We start from the raw sequence: 18,556 nt of genomic DNA, 5'->3' as shown, positions 1-18,556 counted from the left end.
AGCATCATTTCGGTGCTGCCCCTGCTGACTCGCTCAAAGGCTGCTAATAAGGTTTCTACTTCTGTTTCTCTGCCGTAAAGTTTTTCGGGGATGAGGAAATGGTCTGTAATATCCTGCGTTCCCAATGCAAACGTCTCAATGTTACCCGTGTTTTGTAATTGAGCCAGACAAATTTCTAAATCGTGTTTAAGTCCTAATGCACTCTGATAGCGATCTTCGGCATTCTTTGCCATCAGTTTACTAACAATTTGGGATAAAATTAGGGGAACTTCTGGGTTGATTTCATGTACCGGAATTGGCTGTTTTGCTAGATGACAATGCACTAATTCTATTGGGTCGTCTGACTCGAAGGGTAACTGTGTTGTCAACAATTCATAGAAGGTAACACCCAGGGAATAAAAGTCACTCCGATAGTCAATTGCTCGATTCATTCTTCCTGTCTTTTCTGGGGAAAGATAAGCTAAGGTTCCTTCGAGGGTGTTGGGGTTCTGGATTTCTAGGGTTTCTCTCGGCAGCAGGGAAGAAATACTGAAGTCAATTAGTTTAATTTGTTTGCTATGTGGGTTAATCAGAATATTTGCGGGTTTGATATCTTTATGAATAACTCGGTTTTGGTAGAGAGAGTGGAGAATATTTGCTAGTTCCCTGGCTAGGTTGAGAAAATTTTCTAAAGATAGAGATGTATCGGGTTGGTTTTTATCAGTTGCTCCCGGAAGATAAGTAGACAGAGAAACTCCTCCAAAGTCCTCCATTATCAAAGCATAGGCGTTTTTGTAAGGTGCTAAATCGAGGGGTTCAACCACTCCAGGTAGACGTAGATTTTTGGCGATGGTGTACTGGTTGCGGAATTGCACCAGTTCGCTGAAGCTGGGGTATTCGTTTCGCAGCAGTTTGATGACGACGGGAGTACGATCGCTCTCCCGAATACCTCGATAGACTAGAGTGCGAGATCCTGCATAGAGTTGTTCTGTTATCCGATACCCCGGCAGATCAGTAATTGTCTCCATTGTCCAGTCCTCACTCAATAAATTGGGGGTTAGTATATCTCTAGTTTACTCAGCAAACTTGGTAAATTCTCAATGGTCTCTAATGTTGCTGGACTTGTCAGTGGGCGTTCTGTACGAACGCAGGCAGCTCGTTCGATACTGAAGCCATATTATTAATTGTTTAGAACTTGTCTGCACTGGAGCGGAAATTATCCATAAGTATGTTTATATAACTCATTTGAGATGTTGATGGCGATCGCGTCTAGCAGTCGTGAAGCTCACAGGAGGCGATCGCCCCAAACAGCTATTTTTTGAGGTAGTTCAGTTTAAGCCCAAGGGTGGAAAGGTTTTCAACTTGGTTGTTTATCCTTGATATTTTTGAGGTAAAAATACTCAATGGTAGCCCTCATGCCCTCTTCTAGCAACCTAACGAACTCGCTCATCGGAAATGCTTGAATAACCCATTCTACATCAAATATTGCCCATTCAAAAGCAAAGTATACTTCGGAACTAGACGAAAATAAAATTTTTGGATGGATTTTATCTCAACTAAAAAATGTGTGATATTGAGCCGACTTACCCTGCGTATTTACTTCCCTAGTCTACCGTATATTTGTATTACCAGCAGTGGCTAGAACAAGGATTGCTTCTTCAATAACTGATGAAAATATTACCCCTATTCTGTGACTCAGCAGAATAGGGGTAATATTTTACTCTTCTTCATCAAGTAAAATAAGGGATGAGAATAAAAATCCATTAACGCTATTAATCGAGCAAAGCAAAGTGATTCAGCCCGTGAGCATTTTCTAGCCCCTTTATCTCTGCAATAGCTGGTAGTGTCTTACGTTTAATATCAAAAATTACACTAGCATGAATGTGTGTAAAAGCTTTGAAGCTTCTGACTTCTGAAAACAGATTTCTGTAATAAGCTGTTCGGCATTTAAAAGACGATAGTAGGGTGCGTCATTACAGAAGTGTTTTCCGCATAAGCGCGTAAGTGTTCACTCCTGATGCACCCTACAAGCCTCGTTACTGGTTTAAATGCTCCACAGGTTAGTGACAATACTCATCCATCAATTTCAAGGTTGAATCAGCTTGGCGAGGCTTAACCATAGACTCAGCTAAGGTTTGAGAGATTTTGTTCTATTATACTCTGCGCCGCGAAATTGAAAGAAGAGGGCAGGGCTGTTTCATTCTCTTGTAGGAGCAGCAAAGAGTGGCTGCCCCCATGTCGCCAAGGCTTGTGAATCATCGTCTGTGGGGGGTAGGAATTCTTGGCACTACAAGAGTCAAAATCGCGATTTTCGTGAAAATGAAACCGCCCTGCCTGCGTGCCCGATACCGCAGCCGATCGAAACAAAACGCTAAAATAGTAGCTCATACAATTTTGGAGTTAATATTTGACACTTGCACCCGCGCGCGAAAACGTCCTAGCTTGGCTCTGTGAGCGCGTTCCTGCTGCCCGAATCAAACATATCCTCGGAGTCGAACAGGTAGCAGGTGACTTGGCTCGCCATTACGGCCTCGACGAAGCAAAAGCCCGATCGGCGGGTTTGTTGCACGATTTGGCAAAATACTTCAAACCTCAACTGCTGCTGCAAATGGCCCAGAAGGAAGGTTTAGAGTTAGACTCAGTGTTGGAAGCACACCCGCATTTGCTGCACGCAGACGCCAGCGCGATCGTCGCCAGAGACGAATTCGGGGTGGTCGATCGAGAAATTTTGGACGCAATCGCCAATCACACCCTCGGCAGACCAAACATGAGCCAGCTCAGTTGTACCGTATTCATAGCAGATACCATAGAGCCGAGCCGCGGCAACACAGCCCAACTAGAAGCACTGCGCGAGGCAAGCTGGCAAAATCTTTATGCAGCCGTGTGGCAAACTAGCGATTATTCTCTTAAATATTTGCTAGAAACTCGCTGCTACATCCACCCCCGCACCGTACTTACGCGGAATTGGGCGCTGCAAATGGCCCGCGAACCGCCGGAAACAGGAAATTCGACCCAGAAGTCGATCGAACAAATCACAAGTTGAAAGTAAAATTCACCAGAAATTCTGTCCTTACTTTTGGCTTCAACCTAACTCCTATTTCCCGTCTCAAACTGCCAACAATCCAAAGCCAATAGCGCACCCATTCTTTCTTACCGTATCAATTAGGAACTTAAACACTTAATGTCAGATATCACCCAACTCGAATACTCCAGGGCCCAGTCTACAGCAACGGACGGCACCTCCCCAGACGAAGCCCGCGGCCTGATCGTGACCGTTGCCCAAGCAGCCGAAGACCGCAAAGCAGTAGATATTGTATTGCTCCGAGTGTCAGAAGTATCCTTTTTGGCAGACTACTTTGCGATCGTCACCGGATTTTCCAACGTGCAGGTACGAGCCATCTGCCAAGCAATAGCAGACCAAGTGGAAGAAGAGTGGCAACGCTTGCCGCTGCGTACACAAGGACTATCAGACGCCAGTTGGGTAGTCATGGACTACGGCGACGCCATCGTTCACATCTTGAAGCCTCAAGAGCGGGAGTTCTACAATTTAGAAGCGTTCTGGGGACACGCCGAACGCATTGACTTTTCCCCCGCGCCGTGAGGATGGCTAATGTGAAAAACGTTTCTGCTTCTATTTGTCCCGTTCCGCAAGAACAGCGACCGATCAATGAATACCAAGAACTTAAAGAATCCTGGTTTTTTAGCTGGGTAACACTCAATTGGCCCGGATACCTGGCAAAACTAGCTTGGGTGTGGGCTTGGAGTTGCTTGGTATCGGTGCCGATAGCTGCTTCTAGCTTTGCTCCAAGCAAGTATCCAGCTCAGTTTGTCCTGTGCGGTGCCGCAGGTGCCGGTTTTATTCTAGGATTAGCTTTGCTGCGACTCTACTTGGGTTGGTTCTACGTGCGATCGCGCCTTTCAAATCCCACGGTCGTCTACGAAGAGTCTGGTTGGTACGATTGTCAATCTTGGCCTAAAACTCCCGAAGTTTTGCTTCAAGATCAGTTGATTGTTAACTACCAACTAGAACCAATTCTCAGGCGTCTGCGGCAGACATTTTATGGTTTGACAGTATTGCTGGTTGCCGGGGGACTAACTTGGAGTTGTTTGTAATCGGTTCGGTTCGGGAGTTTTGAGTTTTGAGATTGCCGCGCACAGCCAACGCCGGCACACTCCCGTGCATGAGTGAGAAACGATCGCCGAAAGATTAACTTTATAACTCTTAACTGGCAGCTCGCAACTCATAACTTCCACCGGCCCCAATCTAAAATCTAAAATCTAAAATCTAAAATTGATATGACAAGGGGAAAACGAACCCAAGCTCCCGAACTGGAAGTCACACTGCTGCGCGAAGGTATTGTGGAATCGAGGCACCGCGCCCAGGCCGCTGTCTGCGACAACCGCGGGCGCGTTCTGTCTGTTGCTGGTAACTCGGAAACGGCCTCATTTGTCCGTTCTTCACTCAAGCCTTTTCAAGCTTTGGCGGTGACGGGGACTGGCACTTTAGAACGCTACGAATTGACCGATCGAGATTTAGCGATTATTTGCAGTTCCCATCAAGGTACGATCGAGCAATCGCGCCAGGTATTTAACGTCCTGTGGCGCTGCGACATTGACCCCTCTAAACTTCAATGCCCCATTCCCGAAGGCAAAAAGAGCGCCCTGCAATACAACTGCTCCGGCAAACACGCCGGAATGCTGGCTGTCTGTCAGCAACTGCACTGGCCTCTGGACACTTATTTACGCCGCAAACATCCTGTCCAGCAGCTTATTTTGGGCAAAGTGGCTGACTTGCTGGCAATGCCTGCCGAAGAGTTTATCAGCGCTCGCGACGACTGCGGCGCTCCTACCTATCTGTTGCAGTTGGGGCAAATGGCGTCTTTGTACGCTCAGTTAGCCTCCGGCCACAATGTGGATATGGAGCGGATTGTCCGCGCTATGACTCATCACCCGATGATGGTTGCCGGTGAGGGCAAATTTGACACGGAACTGATGCGCTTGACTCAAGGGGAATTGGTGAGCAAGTCCGGCGCCGAAGGGGTGCAGTGCATTGGCCGCGTGGGCGAAGGCATGGGCTTGGCAATTAAGGTGACGGATGGAGGAAAGCGTGCTCAATTTGCTGTGGCGATTCACTTGCTCAAGCAGTTGGGGTGGATTACTCCGACGATCGCCGAAACTCTGGCGGAGACTTACCTGACTCTCAGTGAGTTCAAGCGCTTGGAGGTAATCGGGGAAGTTTCGATGCTTTAGGGCGATCGAGACTCGATCGCCGATTTCAGCAACCCCTCCCACAATCTAAAAAGTTTTTTTGATGGAGGGGTTGCAATTTTCAGAAAGATATGTTTATATTAGTAAAGAGACAAAAAGCGACGCGGGATAGAGCAGCCTGGTAGCTCGTCGGGCTCATAACCCGAAGGTCAGTGGTTCAAATCCACTTCCCGCCACCAAATTCAAGCGAACCCTGTAATCTTTAAGGTTTCAGGGTTTTGTTTTTGGAAACCACGAAAGAGAGACAAAGCGACGCGGGATAGAGCAGCCTGGTAGCTCGTCGGGCTCATAACCCGAAGGTCAGTGGTTCAAATCCACTTCCCGCCACCAACTTAAATAAGACAAGCCCCGGCATCCTAAAAGTTGCTGGGGTTTGTTTTATGCCGTCTGTTTGATGCCGTCTGCGATCGCCTCTTCGACAGATTGATATCCTTTCCGGTTGCACGATCGACATGAATAGAGGACACGGTACTGCAGCGTCCCTAACCGGATTAACCTCTTCTGTCACTTTCGGTAGAGATTATTATCCTACTCCTATTCTAAGGGATGAGAATTAAATAAAATCCACTTTCTATGACTGTTGTGGGATGGGCGTCCCGCCCGTCCTTTCTGGGCGGGCGGGACGCCCATCCCACAAGAAAAAAGGGAAATTATTTAATTGACGATCCTAATTAAAGTAGGGTGCGTCGCCGCCTGAATTCTGATTATTTACCACTATCAATGAGCGACGCACCATACCGCTATACTCTCGCCCGAAGTCACAAAAGAGAGTTAATTGTAGGGACACGGCACTGCCGTCTCGAAAGCTGTGCGTAATATTAATTCCGATGCTGCCAGATTTGATATGAAAGCAGTTGATTTTAGGCCGCAACAAAAAAGAGGACACAGCACTGCTGTGTCCATACTTTATATTTGTATTTTTCTAATTTGGACAAAATAAGACCCACCCTCAACCTAAACACTCAACCCTATACTTTTCGACGATCGTTGGTGCAAGCTTTATTTGTCAAAAATCTGCAATCCGATATCCATATTTTTTAAATCAGGATTTTAATTTGCTAAGTCGGCTGAGCTTCCAACCAATCAAAAATCAGGTTTAACTGTTCCAGTGTTACTAACCCGTACTGCCACAGCACCATCGGCAGTTCGCTGGCATCTTGTTCGCCGTGTCGGAGAGCAACGGCGATCGCCGAATTCGATATCGCCAACTCTCCCCGCAAATAATCGATCAGTTGAGCCTTTCTCATCACCTTCACCGCCAGTTTTATGCGATTTTGTAAAGATATGTAGCTAATCAGTCTGTATCGGAAGTTTAATTGGTCTAATTTTAGGTTCACAATAGAGAACCAGGTGTGATGGAAACAGCACAAAACTGGTGATAAAACTCAGATAAAAAAGCGATCGCAGTCACAAGAACTGCGAGAATCAAAAATTGGGTTCCGCGATCGCTCGCTTCCCATGAATTCATTTAAAATTGCTAAAGTCCTAGCTGAAGCTGAACTCCCGCTTCTGTACCGCTGTCGGTTTGTTTGGGAGGTAAAGGATTTCCTTGACGCTGGGCGTCCGAAGGAGTAGTAATAAATTCCAATGGGCCCTCGATTTTGAGGCGAAATGTGTCGCCCAAGCTGCTTTCCCTTCTAGCAGAATTAGCCGCCGTTTCTGGTTCACCAATCAAGTTGTGGTAGTCCGAGTCTAAGGTTCTGTCCTCCACAGTCCTCAACGAGTCCCCCGATAAAGTCGTTTCCGAATATTGGGGCGTTGGTTGCAGTCTTTGTTGGGCGAGAACCGCCGGGGTCAAACCGATAAAAATTGAGCTCAGTCCGAGAGCAGTGCCAAGAGTAGCAATAACTGCGTTCATCATCCATGCCTCCGCTAGTTGCATCCTACTATCCTTATTTTACCCAGTCGCAATTAAGTTGTACTCTATCAAAAGTAGCTGCTTGTGGAGATATCAATTAAATTTACTGTCAAAACTTATAACTTTCGATCGCGCTATCGGTCAAATATAACTGACGCAGCAACCGGGTTGAAACGCCAAAATACGTCATTTCAGACATGAGTCAACCAAAAACTCTATTGGTTTGATTAGCGCGCCTCATGAGTGGAAAAATAGTTAGTGCTGGACGCACGGGCGGCTATCCATCGGTTGTTTTTCACGAAAATAGTTCGTTGCAGACCGCCAAAACGCTAAAAAAACCTGGTTTGAGATACCAGTTCCCAAAAAAATGCAACGGCAGACAAATTCCAAGCCCTTACAGAATCAGTCTTTCCTACTTCTTTAATTCTTTAATCTCAAATCTATAATAGGATGAGCGTGTAGAGTGAGTCCAGGATTGATACTGCATTCATCTCGATCGCCAATGTTCCCCAAGCGGACGATCGCGCTAAGATGGCGGTGGCAGTCGTTAAAAATTCAGTTGCCAGCGGCAGATTCCGAACTCTTAACAGCACTTTGCCTACTAAAACCATCTCAACTTCAAAACCTGCGCTCATCAAGTTGTACTTGACCAATAATTTCTTAATGGTACCCGCCACGTGATTTATCCGTGGAATCAATCCAACATCCAAAATCCTTGCATCCTCAAGCCCCCGGATTTATCCGTGGTGTCAATCTAAAATCTAAAATCTAAAATCTAAAATCGAATGACCAATAATTTCAAAGGTGGTACCCGCCACGTGATTTATCCGTGGAATCAATCCAAAATCCAAAATCCTTGCATCCTCAAGCCCCCGGATTTATCCGTGGTGTCAATTCTTTAATCTCAAATCTAAAATCTAAAATCGAATGACCGGAATGTTGTGGGTTCATAATAGTTCTGCTTTACCATGCCAATCAAATATCTGACAGACCCGATTTTAAAAATGTCGCGCAAAGTGCCAATTCGCATCGTCCTTGTTGTACCTTTTGCACTCCAGACTTTCGCTGCTGTAGGGTTGACGGGGTGGCTGTCGTTGCGGAACGGGCGCATAGCCGTCAACGATGTTGCCGCCCAACTGCGGACAGAAGTCACATCGCGTATCCAGCAACATATTAACAGTTATATTGAAACGCCACACCAAATCAATCAGCTCAATCTCGATGCCATCCGTCTTGGCATTGTGAACGTGCAGGATAGTGATAGTTTGCAACGCTACTTCTACAAACAAATCAAAATTTTTGATAAAATTAGCTACATTCAATTTGCATCCGAAGAAAAAGATTTTATTGGAGTGGAACGCCTCGACGACGGCAAGTTGCAAGTTCAGATTTCTAATCAATCTACTGGCTATAATTTGCATAGCTACGGGCTGTCAGAGTTGGAGGAACCAACCAAACTATTAAAAACTACTCTCAACTACGACCCCCGCCTCCGACCTTGGTACATAGCTCCGGTGCGCGCAGGCAAACCGACTTGGAGTAAAATCTATAATTATTTTGACGCTCCCAAACTAGCGATTACGGCGGCTGTACCAGTTTATGGCGATGATGGTAAACTGATTGGCATCCTGGGTTCTGACTTGGCACTTTCCAAGCTCAATCAATTCTTAGAAAGTCTAAAAATTGGCAAATCAGGACAGACTTTTATTGTAGAAAGGTCTGGGCAATTGGTGGCAAATTCTACTCTGGAACCGCCATTTATTGTTAGCAATGGTGTTGCGAAACGGATTGTGGCAACGAGCAGCAAGAATGTTCTCATTCGATCGACCGCCCGCTATTTGACTGAACGCTTCGGGGATTTGCACAAAATTGACAGATCTCGCCAGTTAGATTTTACGATCGACGGTCAACGGCAATTTCTACAGGTGACGCCGCTTTTAGACAGCAGGGGCCTCGACTGGTTGATTGTGGTGACGGTTCCTGAAGCCGATTTTATGGAAAGGATTAATGCCAACACTCGGTATACTGTGGTGATGTGTCTGGGTGCTTTGGTGCTGGCAACGGTGATTGGCGCTCTGACTTCTAGGTGGATTGTTGTACCGATTCGGCGTCTGAGCAAGGCTGCGGAGGGTTTGTCCCGGGGAGAATGGGACGGGATGGCGGTAGATTCCCGCTTGATGGCGTCTGTAGAGCGAGAGGATGAGGTGGGTGTCCTGGCTCGCTCTTTTAATATGATGGCCGCTCAATTGGAAGAGTCGTTTACTACTCTCGAAGATCGGGTGGAATCTGCGATCGCCGACAAAAATCAATTAATTATTTCTCTGAAAAAATCCCAGCAAAAACTGGCTCTCCATCTTCACCAAACTCCTTTGGGTGCGATTGAATGGAATCTAAACTTTGAAGTAGCGGAATGGAATTTGTCAGCGGAAAGAATTTTTGGATACAACCGTTTGGAAGCAATGGGACGCCACGGAGTCGATCTCATAGTTCCTGAAAATGCTAAGGAGTATGTCCGGCAACTATCTATAACTTTGCTCACTAATCAAGGAGGAATTAGTAGTATTAACGAGAACATCAGAAAAGACGGAAAAATTATTCTGTGCGAGTGGTACAATACGACCTTGGTTGATGCTGATGGCAGCATTATCGGGGTGGCATCGCTGATTCAGGATGTGACTGAATTTCACAGTGCTGTGGGGCAGTTGCGGGCCAGCGAGGAGCGGTTTCGCCAGTTGGCAGAAAATATTCATGAGGTATTTTGGATTAGAGAACCCAATCAAAAGCAGCTAGTTTATGTGAGCCCTGCTTGCGAGAAAATATGGAATTTGAGCTGTCAGAGTTTGCAGTCAGAACCGGAGGCTTTTTGGGATGCTATTCACCGGGAGGATCTCGATCGCGTCAAGGCTGCTTTTGCGAAACAGGGGCGGGGCGATTATGATGAGGAGTATCGGGTAGTGCGCTCGGACGGTTCAGTTTGCTGGGTGCGCGATCGGGCTTTTCCAGTCCGCAGCCAAACCGGAGAAATTTACCGCATCGTCGGTATTGCTGAAGATATTACCCAGCGCAAATTAGCAGAAGAATTCCAAAAAGTCGCTCAAACCGCTCAAGCAGCAAACCAAGCCAAAAGCGCCTTTTTAGCTAATATGAGCCACGAATTGCGAACTCCCCTCAACGCGATTATTGGTTACAGCGATATGCTCACAGAAGACGCGGAGGATTTAGGCTGCGAAGATTTTATCCCCGACTTGCAAAAAATTCAAACTGCCGGTAAACACCTGCTATCTTTAATTAGCGACATTCTAGATATTTCTAAGATTGAAGCGGGGCGGATGGAACTTTACTTAGAAACTTTCAACCCGGTTAATTTAATTGACGAGGTAGTTTCTACTGTCAAACCCTTGGTAGATAAAAATTCAAATAAGTTTGAAGTTGATGTTGCTGACGACTTGGGAATGATGTATGCTGACATTACCAAAACTCGTCAAATATTGCTCAACCTGCTGAGCAATGCAGCCAAATTTACGGAACATGGCACTATTACCCTCTGTATTGAAAGAGTTAAACATGACAGCTTAACCACTCAAGAAATAGCAGAACCTTCCGACTCAATAATTTTTCGCGTAGCTGATACGGGCATTGGGATTCCCCCCGAACAATTGCAGCATTTATTTCAAGCATTTATGCAGGGCGACGCATCAACTACCCGCAAGTATGGCGGCACGGGTTTGGGATTGACGATTAGCCGTCACTTTTGCGTGATGATGGGTGGCGATATGCAGGTTGAAAGCGAGTTAGGTTGCGGTTCGGTTTTTACTGTGTGCTTGCCGGCCCGCGTTGAATTATTGGTCAGCAGTTAGTCTTGCTTTCCGGGAGGCAATTGTTACACAAGAAACCAGGTTTATTGACAAAAAACCTACGCTTTTAGATAATTTATGAGCAATAAACCAAGGTGATGATAGGATGCAGCCTCAGTCTTATTCTAGCTAATTCGCCGTTTCTGCCGCCCCAAAAGTTGAGCTGTTAATACCCCGCCGACGAAGCCAAAGAAATGCCCTTGCCAGGAAATTCCCGGCTGCGAGGGCAAAACTCCCCAAATTAAACTGCCGTAGAAGAAACCGACAATTAAAGATACCAAAATAGATGTAAAGCTGCGTTCAAAATAGCCCCGCAGCAGCAAGAAGCCGAAGTAACCAAAGATTAATCCGCTGGCACCAATGTGAACGGAATAGGGCGCGCCAGTCAGCCAAACTCCGAATCCGCTGACTAGCACAGTGACCGCACTCACGATAAAAAAGTCGCTAATTTCTCGCAGCATGATCAACCAACCCAATGTCACTAAAGGGAGGGTATTGGTGGCTAAGTGAGCAAAACTGCCGTGCAGAAAAGGCATCAACAGGATGCCTTGAAGTCCGTCGAGGTTGCGGGGGCGGACTCCGTAGGCATTCAGCCTGCCTCCGAATAGGAATACATCGACAATTTCGATAATCCAGAGGAGGGAGACGAAGCCACCGAGAATGGCGGCGTGGCTTTGCAATTCGCGGGTGATAGCTTTGGTTTCTGGGTTACTCATGGGTGGTGAGGACGGTGATACCGATTATTTCTCATTGTAGAAGTTTCTGAGCGATCGCGAGCAAAGATTGTTGGGTCGATGTTTCAGGGTTTTTTGCAGCAGAGCTTATTTAGAAATATTATAAGTTTTATTAAAAATTCCGCATTTTCACGTATAGGATAATTCACCTGGATGCGTCACAATTGTAATTGAACAACAAAAGGAGACTCAACCGAAGGTTGAAGCTAAAAGGTAGAAGACAGAATTTTTACCCTCTCAATCAATTGTTGGGCTTGAAATGAGGACACTTTTTAGAGCGCACACCGTCTTTAAAAAAATCAGGAACTACTTTTCTCGCCCTAAGTCATTAATTTAAGAAGTTCAATCCGGTAAAGCAAAACGAGATGCTGTAGATACTGATTGTAGATAATATCGCACAAGCTCTACAGAGAGTTCTTGGCACCTCGTTATAAAAGAGGAAGAGAGCAAAATGAACGTATTTGATCATACAGTCTCCTACCGAACTCTGCCACATTGGGTAGGATTTGGCAAACAAGAAACCGCCGTTAATGTCGCTACAAATTCTCAGCCTTACGGTCAAAAGCCACACTTTGACCCCTTGCATCCGCTAAAACAATGGCTTGATAACACTGCAATTAAAAGTCAAAAGTTGGCACGGTTGCTGTGTAAGTTGATTCCTAGCCAGTGTCCGTTTGAGCGAGAAGTCAAAATTGGCGATCGCACTTTATTATCCATTCCGCCGCTGTGCAAGTTAAATCCGCTTTACGAGCAAGTGGTTGGGCTGCGCTTTCGAGCTTTGTGTTATTTGGCTGACGAATGTGGCGAAGATGTGACTCCTTATTGTTAATGCTGCAAAAACTTAAATTTCTCACTGTCATTTCACCCTCCCTTCTCCTTGTTGGGGAGGGTTTTTTTATTTTGAGATTATTCGGTGGTTGAAACCTGTTATATCAATTCCGGTTGCACCGGAATTATTGTTGACTGTTGACTGTTGACTGTTGACTGTTGACTGTGAGTCGAAAAACTGAATGGTTGAGTGTTAACTGTTGACTCGATTTTATTATTCCGATGCAACCGGAAACGATATTAACCTCAAACTCAAATGTGGCAAAGGGCCGATCATTCGATTTTAGATTTTAGATTTTAGATTTTAGATTTTAGATTTTGGATTGACTTGCGCGAGATAAATTCGGGGGCTTGAGGATTTTAGATTTTAGATTTTGGATTGATTCCACGGAGAAATCACGTGGCGGGTACCATCAAGAAATTCTTGGTCATTTGAATTCGAGGTTAAATTAGACAAACTTTCGTCTGCCTCAGCAGAAAAGCCAGATATTCTGTTAGATCCCCGGCTTTTTGAAAAAGTCGGGGATCTAAAGCCTGATCGCATTTAAATACTAAAGGGAGCGAATCACTCGTTGTTGGAGAATGCGTTTGCCTTTGTTATAAATACTAAGGCTAGCTCCTGTAACAATGTAATCGTAGGCACCATTTGTGGCCACGTAACCAGTCCCCTCTTCAGTTCGAGCACGCAGGGCAATTGTGCTGCCGTTACTCTTTTTAACGCCGTAGTAATATACTTGATTGGCGTGGTTGTAGCACAGATAAATCCGAAAGTTGCTGGTCTCGAAATAGTTTTCCACTTTCTGTCTTTTGCGAGCACAAAAATCTCTAACCTGTTTTTGGGGAGTGGATACATTAGCTATTTGTATGGTTTCAATCGGAGACTGAGTGCGAGACGCTGTTGGTGCAGTGCTTGTGTTCGATTGTCCTAAAGCCAAGGTTGCCGCTGGATTGCTGGCAAATAGCATTAAACCGAGTAAGCTGGTTTGTGTGAGTCTTGCTGTGAAGTTCATAAGTCATTCCTTTAAAAGATGTTGATGCGTCTAATCTAGGTAAGTGGGATTGATTAGGGCGATCGAACAGTACAGTTTTCGCCATTGGCCTCAAGGAGGAAATCCTGGGATGCAATTTCCGTTTGCCCTGCGATGGGACACTATTCTCAATAAGCTTTTAGGGGCAGGCTAGAAGCCCGCCCCACAATAGGATTGAATGTATAGTCGAAAGTTCGTTACTGAGAATGATATTTTTTTGTGAGTTTCTCTGCAACTGACTAGCCGCCGGACAATTAAATAACTGGCACTTTCGATTGCTGAGAGGACTTATGCACTAATAGGCGATCGCGAGGACAAAGCACAGAATGATTTTAAAGATTGGGTGCAAAGTGCGGGCGCTGATGCTAGTTTTCATCAATTTTGATAAGTGCGATCGCGCGACACGCCCCCGTAACCCACGAGGGAAGTCTTTACGTGTCGCTTTTGGGCTTTTCCGGTTCAGAAGGTAAATCTCCCTTTTTTTTCGCTTCCAAAACCGCCGTTTCAACGATAAAAGCGATCAAACTAGCTGTGGGTCTACCTTGCCGGTCGGCCCACAGTTCTAAGGATTCATAGATGTAGTCGGGGAGTGTGATGTGAACGCGCTTGCTCACTGTCAATATTTACTGTTTGTGAACGCTCCCAATCATACAAGTTTACGCCGATCGCGGTGTTATAACGCTATTTTAGTAATTTTCTGCTACCAATGAGGGCCTTTTGTGCAATAATTTGTACAGCACACCACAGGTGCAAAGTCAAAAGCCAGTCCCCCGCCGTGGAAAGCAAGGACTGGCTATGGCTCCAATTAACAAGGAGATACACCTATTATGCCGTATGAGAAACGTCTCAGACCGTGGATCGTGGTTCGTTTGCTTCCAAATCTACAAAGGGTCGTTGTCGGTCGGTTTCGCAGTTGGTCTGATGCAGAGGGTCATTTGCGAGTTCTCAAACAACTGCTTCCTGCTGCTCAATTGACCCTAGTTTTCGATCCGATCGATTAATTTTGGTGGCGAGTAATTGAAGTGCGATCGCCCTTGGTTTGAGAAGGGCGATCGTAGATGTTGGAATCTTATCAAAAACAGGCTTTCCGGCCTGTTCCCCAAAGAATGGTTTTTGTTGTGGGGTGTAGGGGTTGGGCAGGAGAGCCCGCCCGTACTTTCGGGCAATGTTAAACTAGACGCAAAATATCAATTGAGTTGGGGAAAAAACCGTGACAGCTATTCTACAAGCAACAGAACAGCCAACAGCACAGCGCTACTTCACTCCCGAAGAATATCTAGCCCTGGAAGAAGCAGCAGAGTATAAAAGTGAATATCGCGACGGAGTAATTATTCCTATGACAGGTGGAACTACGAATCACAATCAAATCGCTGGAAATATTTATATCGCATTAAGTCTTGGCCTCAAAAAACATGACTATAGAGTGTTTTTCGGCGACGTGCGTCTGTGGCTGCCGAAAAAGCGAACTTATACTTATCCCGACGTGATGGTAATTCCGGGTAAACCTGAGTATTTCAATAATCGCCAGGATACGGTGATGAATCCTCAAGTGATTGTGGAAGTTTTATCGAAATCTACGAAAGCTTACGATCGCAGCGATAAGTTTCAGTTTTATCAAACGCTGCCGACCTTTCAAGAGTATATTCTAATTGACCCATCGCGAATTTATGTAGAGCAGTATTGCAAGTTGGCAAACAAGCGATGGTCGTACAGTCAGTACGATGAAGAGGATGCGGCGCTAGTTTTGAATTTCTTTCAAGTTGAAGTAGCGCTGGCTGATGTCTATGAGAAGGTGGATTTTGAGGCGGAAAATGAGCCAGAAGATAGCCCGGAAGAATAATGCCGATCGCACTTGGTTTGAAAACGCAAGCGTTGATGATGAAAACTAGAAAGTATTCATTGACGGAATTCTTCTAATGTGATATGTTCAAGTTTATATTTATTACATTCATCAACTTAATATGACTAAGCCATTTCAAAGAATAATGCAAGCCGAGGATTTGCTAGAAAAAGCTAAGCGTCGCGAACAACAGTTGAGAATTAAATCTAGGCAGCGGTCGTTACACGGAAAGTCTATTAGAACTCCTGCTATTAACACTATACTGAAAAAATCAGGAAACAAATGGGGATTTGGAAGTGAAAAAGCTTTGGAAGATTTTGTATATGATAACTTGGATTGTTTGTTTGGACTAACACCTTTGAACCGTCAACATACAGTTAACGGAGAAGTTTGCGATATTTTGGCAATAGATGAAAATAAACAGTTAGTAGTGCAAGAGCTAAAAAATGAGGCAGATAGAAGTCTTATTCAGCAATTAACTCGTTATTATAGTAATTTGATTCAGTTTCAACCATACGATCGGGAAATAGATTATATCAAACCTATTAGGTTGATCGCGATTGCACCTAGTTTTCACAAACAAAACTTAATAGATATAAAGTACAGCCAACTATCTTTTGAGTTATTGAAATTTGAGGTAATTCAAGAGGAAAATAAACTTTTTATAAATTTTAATAATATAGATACAGGTAAAGTTTTTAGTGCAGAGTTTCAACACAGTAAAGAAGATGTTTGGGATATAGCAGCAAATTTACCGGAACCACCCAAAGCATTGTCTAATATTATGGCAGAATGCACTTCTGAACATCAGGAAAAAGTTCTTAAAATTAGAGAACAGATTCTTTGTTTCCATGAGAAAATTCAGGAAATCACTGCTAGTGGTGTTGTTAAGTATGGTCGCGGTCAAAGTAAAATTTGTGCTGAAATTCGTCATAGCAGTTCATCAAAAATGAATCTGGCTAATTCATCAAATTATCCGGGAATTTACTTGTATCTACCCATCCCTGATAAACAATCAGTAAGTTACAGGCCACCTCTGGGCAGAATGCAAATCCTGGCTGATGAATTGCAGAATGTGATCTTCGTAGGCTATATCCCTCAAGGTAAAAGAGGGGTGTCGAGTGTTTATAAGTTTCACGATTTTGAAAAGTTTATAAACCCGGCAAAGGTAACAAACCAATCTACACAATTAGAAATTTTGATAGACTTAGCTTTAGAAAACTGGTTGCAAAGATTTTAAGTTTACTAAGATTAGTCAGATACCGTAGGGTGCGTCGCTATTGAAAATCTCCGAACTAAATCGAAAATCTCATAGCGACGCACCCTACAATTAACTATGCGCCGACAGATTCCTTCGCTGCGTACAGCACCTCAACGGTAATCTTATCAATTCCCCGATCGCGCGCAAACTTCTCAGTATTCCGCTTCACCTTACCCCGCACAAAACCAGGGATTTTATTCAACTCAGCTTGTCCATCCTTCGTCCAACCCATATCAGAGTCAGCCGAAATTCCCTTGGTAATCACTTCCTTGGTATCGTGACCGCCGAAGATTTCGAGCAAGTGGTCTTCCATTCCCAAAGTAAAGGAATTGTAGACCAAATCTACGCACTGATTCGTGCCTTCATAACCCAAAAATGGCTTGTAGCCGATCGGGAAATTTTGGACGTGAATCGGTGCAGCAATTACGCCGCAGGGAATATCCAACCGCTTACCTACGTGGCGTTCCATTTGGGTGCCGAAAATTGCCGAAGGTTCCGCTTTGGCGATCGCATCCCCGATCGCCCCGTGATCGTCCGTCACCAGCACTTCATCGCAATACTCGCTTACCTGTTCCCGGAACCAATCAGCATCGTGTTTGCAGTAGGTTCCTGCCCACACAACGTGGATTCCCATCTCGCGAGCCAAAATCTTCGTCATCGCGGCAGCGTGGGTATTATCGCCAAATACGACCGCTTTTTTACCGGTTAAGTTTTGGCAGTCGATCGATCGCGAAAACCAAGCAGCCTGCGACACAAACCGCGTTTGTTGGTCAATAAAATTTTCGTAATCAACATCCGCACCTTGAGCATTCAAAACTTGCTGAATCTTGCGGATACAGCGCGCAGTTTCTACCACACCCATCGGCGTAATATCGACCATCGGCGTGCCGAATTCTTTTTGCAAATACTCCCCGGCCATCATCCCCAATTCCCGATAAGGAACCAAGTTAAACCAAGCGCGCGGCAGTCTTTTTAAGTTATGAACCGAAGCACCTTCGGGAATAACTTCGTTGACTTCAATGCCCAAATCTGCCATCAAACGCTTCAACTCGGTGCAGTCGTGCTGGTTGTGGAAACCCAGGGTAGACATACCGATAATGTTGACAGATGGTTTTTCGCTTTTGGCTTCTACTAAATCGCCTTTTTTGCGGGCTTTGTTAATGTAAAATTGGACGATTTGATCCAAAGTGCGATCGGCTGCTTGCAGTTCGTTTACCCGATAATGGTTAACATCCGCCAGCAATACATCGCCTTTGGCATCCAATTGAGCTCGTTCCACGAAGTTTTCCAAGTCTTCTTGCAGAATGCTGGAGGTGCAAGTCGGGGTGAGCACGATTAAATCTGGGTGTTCTTCTCTGTCCTTGCGGGTGATGTTGTCCACCACCCGTTCCTGGGAACCCCGCGCCAGTACGTGTCTGTCAACGACGCTGGTAGTCACCGGGGTGAAATCCCGTTCCCTCTCCAGCATGGAACGCATGACGTTGAAATAGTCGTCTCCTATGGGTGCGTGCATGATTGCATGGACGTTTTTGAAGGAAGTGGCAACGCGCAGAGTGCCGATGTGGGCTGGGCCTGCGTACATCCAATAAGCCAATTTCATAGGTATTTTTCCTGATGCTGGTTGAGAATTGCCCGATCGGGCGATTACTGCTAAATTTTAAGGTTGTTTCTGATTTTCTCACCGGATGAATCCTTGAGAAATACTAAGTTTCTGAGGATTTACACATTTGGGAAATGCTCAAACGCTTTGCCTGCTTGGCATTTGACTCGCAATTCAAACAACTTTACCTGGGTTTTATGGCAATAATTCTTAATCTTTCCTAAAATTTTCTTAAGAGTTAGGCAAATTTGATTAATGTAGGGTTCGCTGCCGCGCACCAGACAAGGTGCAATAATTCTGCATTTT

At 45.1% G+C, this 18,556-nt stretch carries 16 protein-coding genes and 2 tRNA genes; 10 read left to right on the top strand and 8 right to left on the bottom strand.

All coding sequences use genetic code 11. From position 1 onward, the window contains the following. Positions 1-1,007: protein kinase domain-containing protein (locus tag QT973_RS23460; RefSeq protein WP_333392264.1), on the bottom strand; the 1,007-nt coding region annotated here is incomplete at its 3' end. A 1,379-nt stretch (positions 1,008-2,386) separates the two neighbouring features. On the opposite strand from QT973_RS23460, the gene yqeK reads away from it, so the two are divergent. From yqeK to QT973_RS23425, 6 genes are all read left to right on the top strand, one after another. Continuing rightward, positions 2,387-3,022 (top strand): bis(5'-nucleosyl)-tetraphosphatase (symmetrical) YqeK, encoded by a 636-nt coding sequence (gene yqeK / locus QT973_RS23450; RefSeq protein WP_333234292.1) that lies wholly within the window; start codon positions 2,387-2,389, stop codon positions 3,020-3,022. 138 nt (positions 3,023-3,160) lie between these two features. Then, complete coding sequence (gene rsfS, locus QT973_RS23445) at positions 3,161-3,580, top strand: ribosome silencing factor (protein WP_333267023.1); 420 nt, start codon at positions 3,161-3,163, stop codon at positions 3,578-3,580. Positions 3,581-3,582: 2 nt separating this feature from the next. Next, on the top strand, positions 3,583-4,092 hold the full coding sequence (locus QT973_RS23440) for a CGLD27 family protein (protein WP_333058566.1): 510 nt from the start codon (positions 3,583-3,585) through the stop codon (positions 4,090-4,092). Positions 4,093-4,275: 183 nt separating this feature from the next. Next, entirely contained in the window at positions 4,276-5,229 is a 954-nt protein-coding gene (locus tag QT973_RS23435; RefSeq protein ID WP_333264493.1) for an asparaginase, read from the top strand. Between the two features lie 120 nt (positions 5,230-5,349). After that, positions 5,350-5,426, top strand: a tRNA-Met gene (locus QT973_RS23430). Between the two features lie 74 nt (positions 5,427-5,500). Next, positions 5,501-5,577: transfer RNA gene (locus tag QT973_RS23425), tRNA-Met, on the top strand. Between the two features lie 728 nt (positions 5,578-6,305). On the opposite strand, the gene QT973_RS23420 is transcribed toward QT973_RS23425, so the two are convergent. The 3 genes from QT973_RS23420 to QT973_RS23410 form a co-directional block, all read right to left on the bottom strand. Then, positions 6,306-6,494, bottom strand: a complete 189-nt coding sequence (locus QT973_RS23420; protein WP_015178546.1) for a DUF2949 domain-containing protein — start codon at positions 6,492-6,494, stop codon at positions 6,306-6,308. A 230-nt stretch (positions 6,495-6,724) separates the two neighbouring features. Further along, on the bottom strand, positions 6,725-7,108 hold the full coding sequence (locus tag QT973_RS23415) for a hypothetical protein (protein ID WP_333056626.1): 384 nt from the start codon (positions 7,106-7,108) through the stop codon (positions 6,725-6,727). A gap of 437 nt (positions 7,109-7,545) precedes the next feature. Then, positions 7,546-7,740, bottom strand: a complete 195-nt coding sequence (locus QT973_RS23410; protein WP_333056624.1) for a hypothetical protein — start codon at positions 7,738-7,740, stop codon at positions 7,546-7,548. A 333-nt stretch (positions 7,741-8,073) separates the two neighbouring features. Between QT973_RS23410 and QT973_RS23405 the strand changes: the two genes are divergently transcribed. After that, positions 8,074-10,962, top strand: coding sequence for a PAS domain S-box protein (locus QT973_RS23405; protein ID WP_333056623.1), 2,889 nt, complete (start codon positions 8,074-8,076; stop codon positions 10,960-10,962). Between the two features lie 122 nt (positions 10,963-11,084). Here QT973_RS23405 and QT973_RS23400 read toward each other — a convergent pair whose 3' ends face one another. After that, positions 11,085-11,675, bottom strand: coding sequence for a rhomboid family intramembrane serine protease (locus QT973_RS23400; protein WP_333056621.1), 591 nt, complete (start codon positions 11,673-11,675; stop codon positions 11,085-11,087). Between the two features lie 469 nt (positions 11,676-12,144). Between QT973_RS23400 and QT973_RS23395 the strand changes: the two genes are divergently transcribed. Next, a complete protein-coding gene (locus QT973_RS23395; protein WP_333056619.1) occupies positions 12,145-12,522 on the top strand; it encodes a Mo-dependent nitrogenase C-terminal domain-containing protein in 378 nt (125 codons plus the stop codon). A 550-nt stretch (positions 12,523-13,072) separates the two neighbouring features. Here the strand turns inward: QT973_RS23395 and QT973_RS23390 are convergent. Then, entirely contained in the window at positions 13,073-13,531 is a 459-nt protein-coding gene (locus QT973_RS23390) for a hypothetical protein (RefSeq protein ID WP_333233971.1), read from the bottom strand. 449 nt (positions 13,532-13,980) lie between these two features. Further along, entirely contained in the window at positions 13,981-14,163 is a 183-nt protein-coding gene (locus QT973_RS23385) for a ribbon-helix-helix domain-containing protein (RefSeq protein ID WP_015178554.1), read from the bottom strand. A 596-nt stretch (positions 14,164-14,759) separates the two neighbouring features. On the opposite strand from QT973_RS23385, the gene QT973_RS23380 reads away from it, so the two are divergent. Both QT973_RS23380 and QT973_RS23375 read left to right on the top strand, forming a co-directional pair. Beyond that, on the top strand, positions 14,760-15,389 hold the full coding sequence (locus QT973_RS23380; protein ID WP_333056615.1) for a Uma2 family endonuclease: 630 nt from the start codon (positions 14,760-14,762) through the stop codon (positions 15,387-15,389). A 121-nt stretch (positions 15,390-15,510) separates the two neighbouring features. Beyond that, entirely contained in the window at positions 15,511-16,629 is a 1,119-nt protein-coding gene (locus tag QT973_RS23375; RefSeq protein WP_333056614.1) for an endonuclease NucS domain-containing protein, read from the top strand. Positions 16,630-16,723: 94 nt separating this feature from the next. On the opposite strand, the gene bchB is transcribed toward QT973_RS23375, so the two are convergent. Then, the gene (gene bchB, locus QT973_RS23370; RefSeq protein WP_190659189.1) at positions 16,724-18,250 is read right to left on the bottom strand and encodes a ferredoxin:protochlorophyllide reductase (ATP-dependent) subunit B; all 1,527 of its coding nucleotides are present in this window, start codon (positions 18,248-18,250) and stop codon (positions 16,724-16,726) included. Positions 18,251-18,556: the final 306 nt, after the last annotated feature.

It is taken from the genome of Microcoleus sp. Z1_A1, assembly GCF_036700305.1.
In the GTDB taxonomy this organism is placed as follows: Bacteria; Cyanobacteriota; Cyanobacteriia; order Cyanobacteriales; family Microcoleaceae; genus Microcoleus.
Note: the sequence above shows the minus strand (reverse complement) of the source record. Positions and strands in the feature narration are given on the sequence as shown.

Bases quoted from the DNA above. Each gene is read 5' to 3' on its own strand.
- rsfS (WP_333267023.1), top strand. From the start codon at position 3,161: ATGTCAGATATCACCCAACTCGAATACTCCAGGGCCCAGTCTACAGCA.
- QT973_RS23440 (WP_333058566.1), top strand. From the start codon at position 3,583: ATGGCTAATGTGAAAAACGTTTCTGCTTCTATTTGTCCCGTTCCGCAA.
- QT973_RS23435 (WP_333264493.1), top strand. From the start codon at position 4,276: ATGACAAGGGGAAAACGAACCCAAGCTCCCGAACTGGAAGTCACACTG.
- QT973_RS23420 (WP_015178546.1), bottom strand. From the start codon at position 6,494: ATGAGAAAGGCTCAACTGATCGATTATTTGCGGGGAGAGTTGGCGATA.
- QT973_RS23415 (WP_333056626.1), bottom strand. From the start codon at position 7,108: ATGATGAACGCAGTTATTGCTACTCTTGGCACTGCTCTCGGACTGAGC.
- QT973_RS23410 (WP_333056624.1), bottom strand. From the start codon at position 7,740: ATGAGCGCAGGTTTTGAAGTTGAGATGGTTTTAGTAGGCAAAGTGCTG.
- QT973_RS23405 (WP_333056623.1), top strand. From the start codon at position 8,074: ATGCCAATCAAATATCTGACAGACCCGATTTTAAAAATGTCGCGCAAA.
- QT973_RS23400 (WP_333056621.1), bottom strand. From the start codon at position 11,675: ATGAGTAACCCAGAAACCAAAGCTATCACCCGCGAATTGCAAAGCCAC.
- QT973_RS23395 (WP_333056619.1), top strand. From the start codon at position 12,145: ATGAACGTATTTGATCATACAGTCTCCTACCGAACTCTGCCACATTGG.
- QT973_RS23390 (WP_333233971.1), bottom strand. From the start codon at position 13,531: ATGAACTTCACAGCAAGACTCACACAAACCAGCTTACTCGGTTTAATG.
- QT973_RS23375 (WP_333056614.1), top strand. From the start codon at position 15,511: ATGACTAAGCCATTTCAAAGAATAATGCAAGCCGAGGATTTGCTAGAA.
- bchB (WP_190659189.1), bottom strand. From the start codon at position 18,250: ATGAAATTGGCTTATTGGATGTACGCAGGCCCAGCCCACATCGGCACT.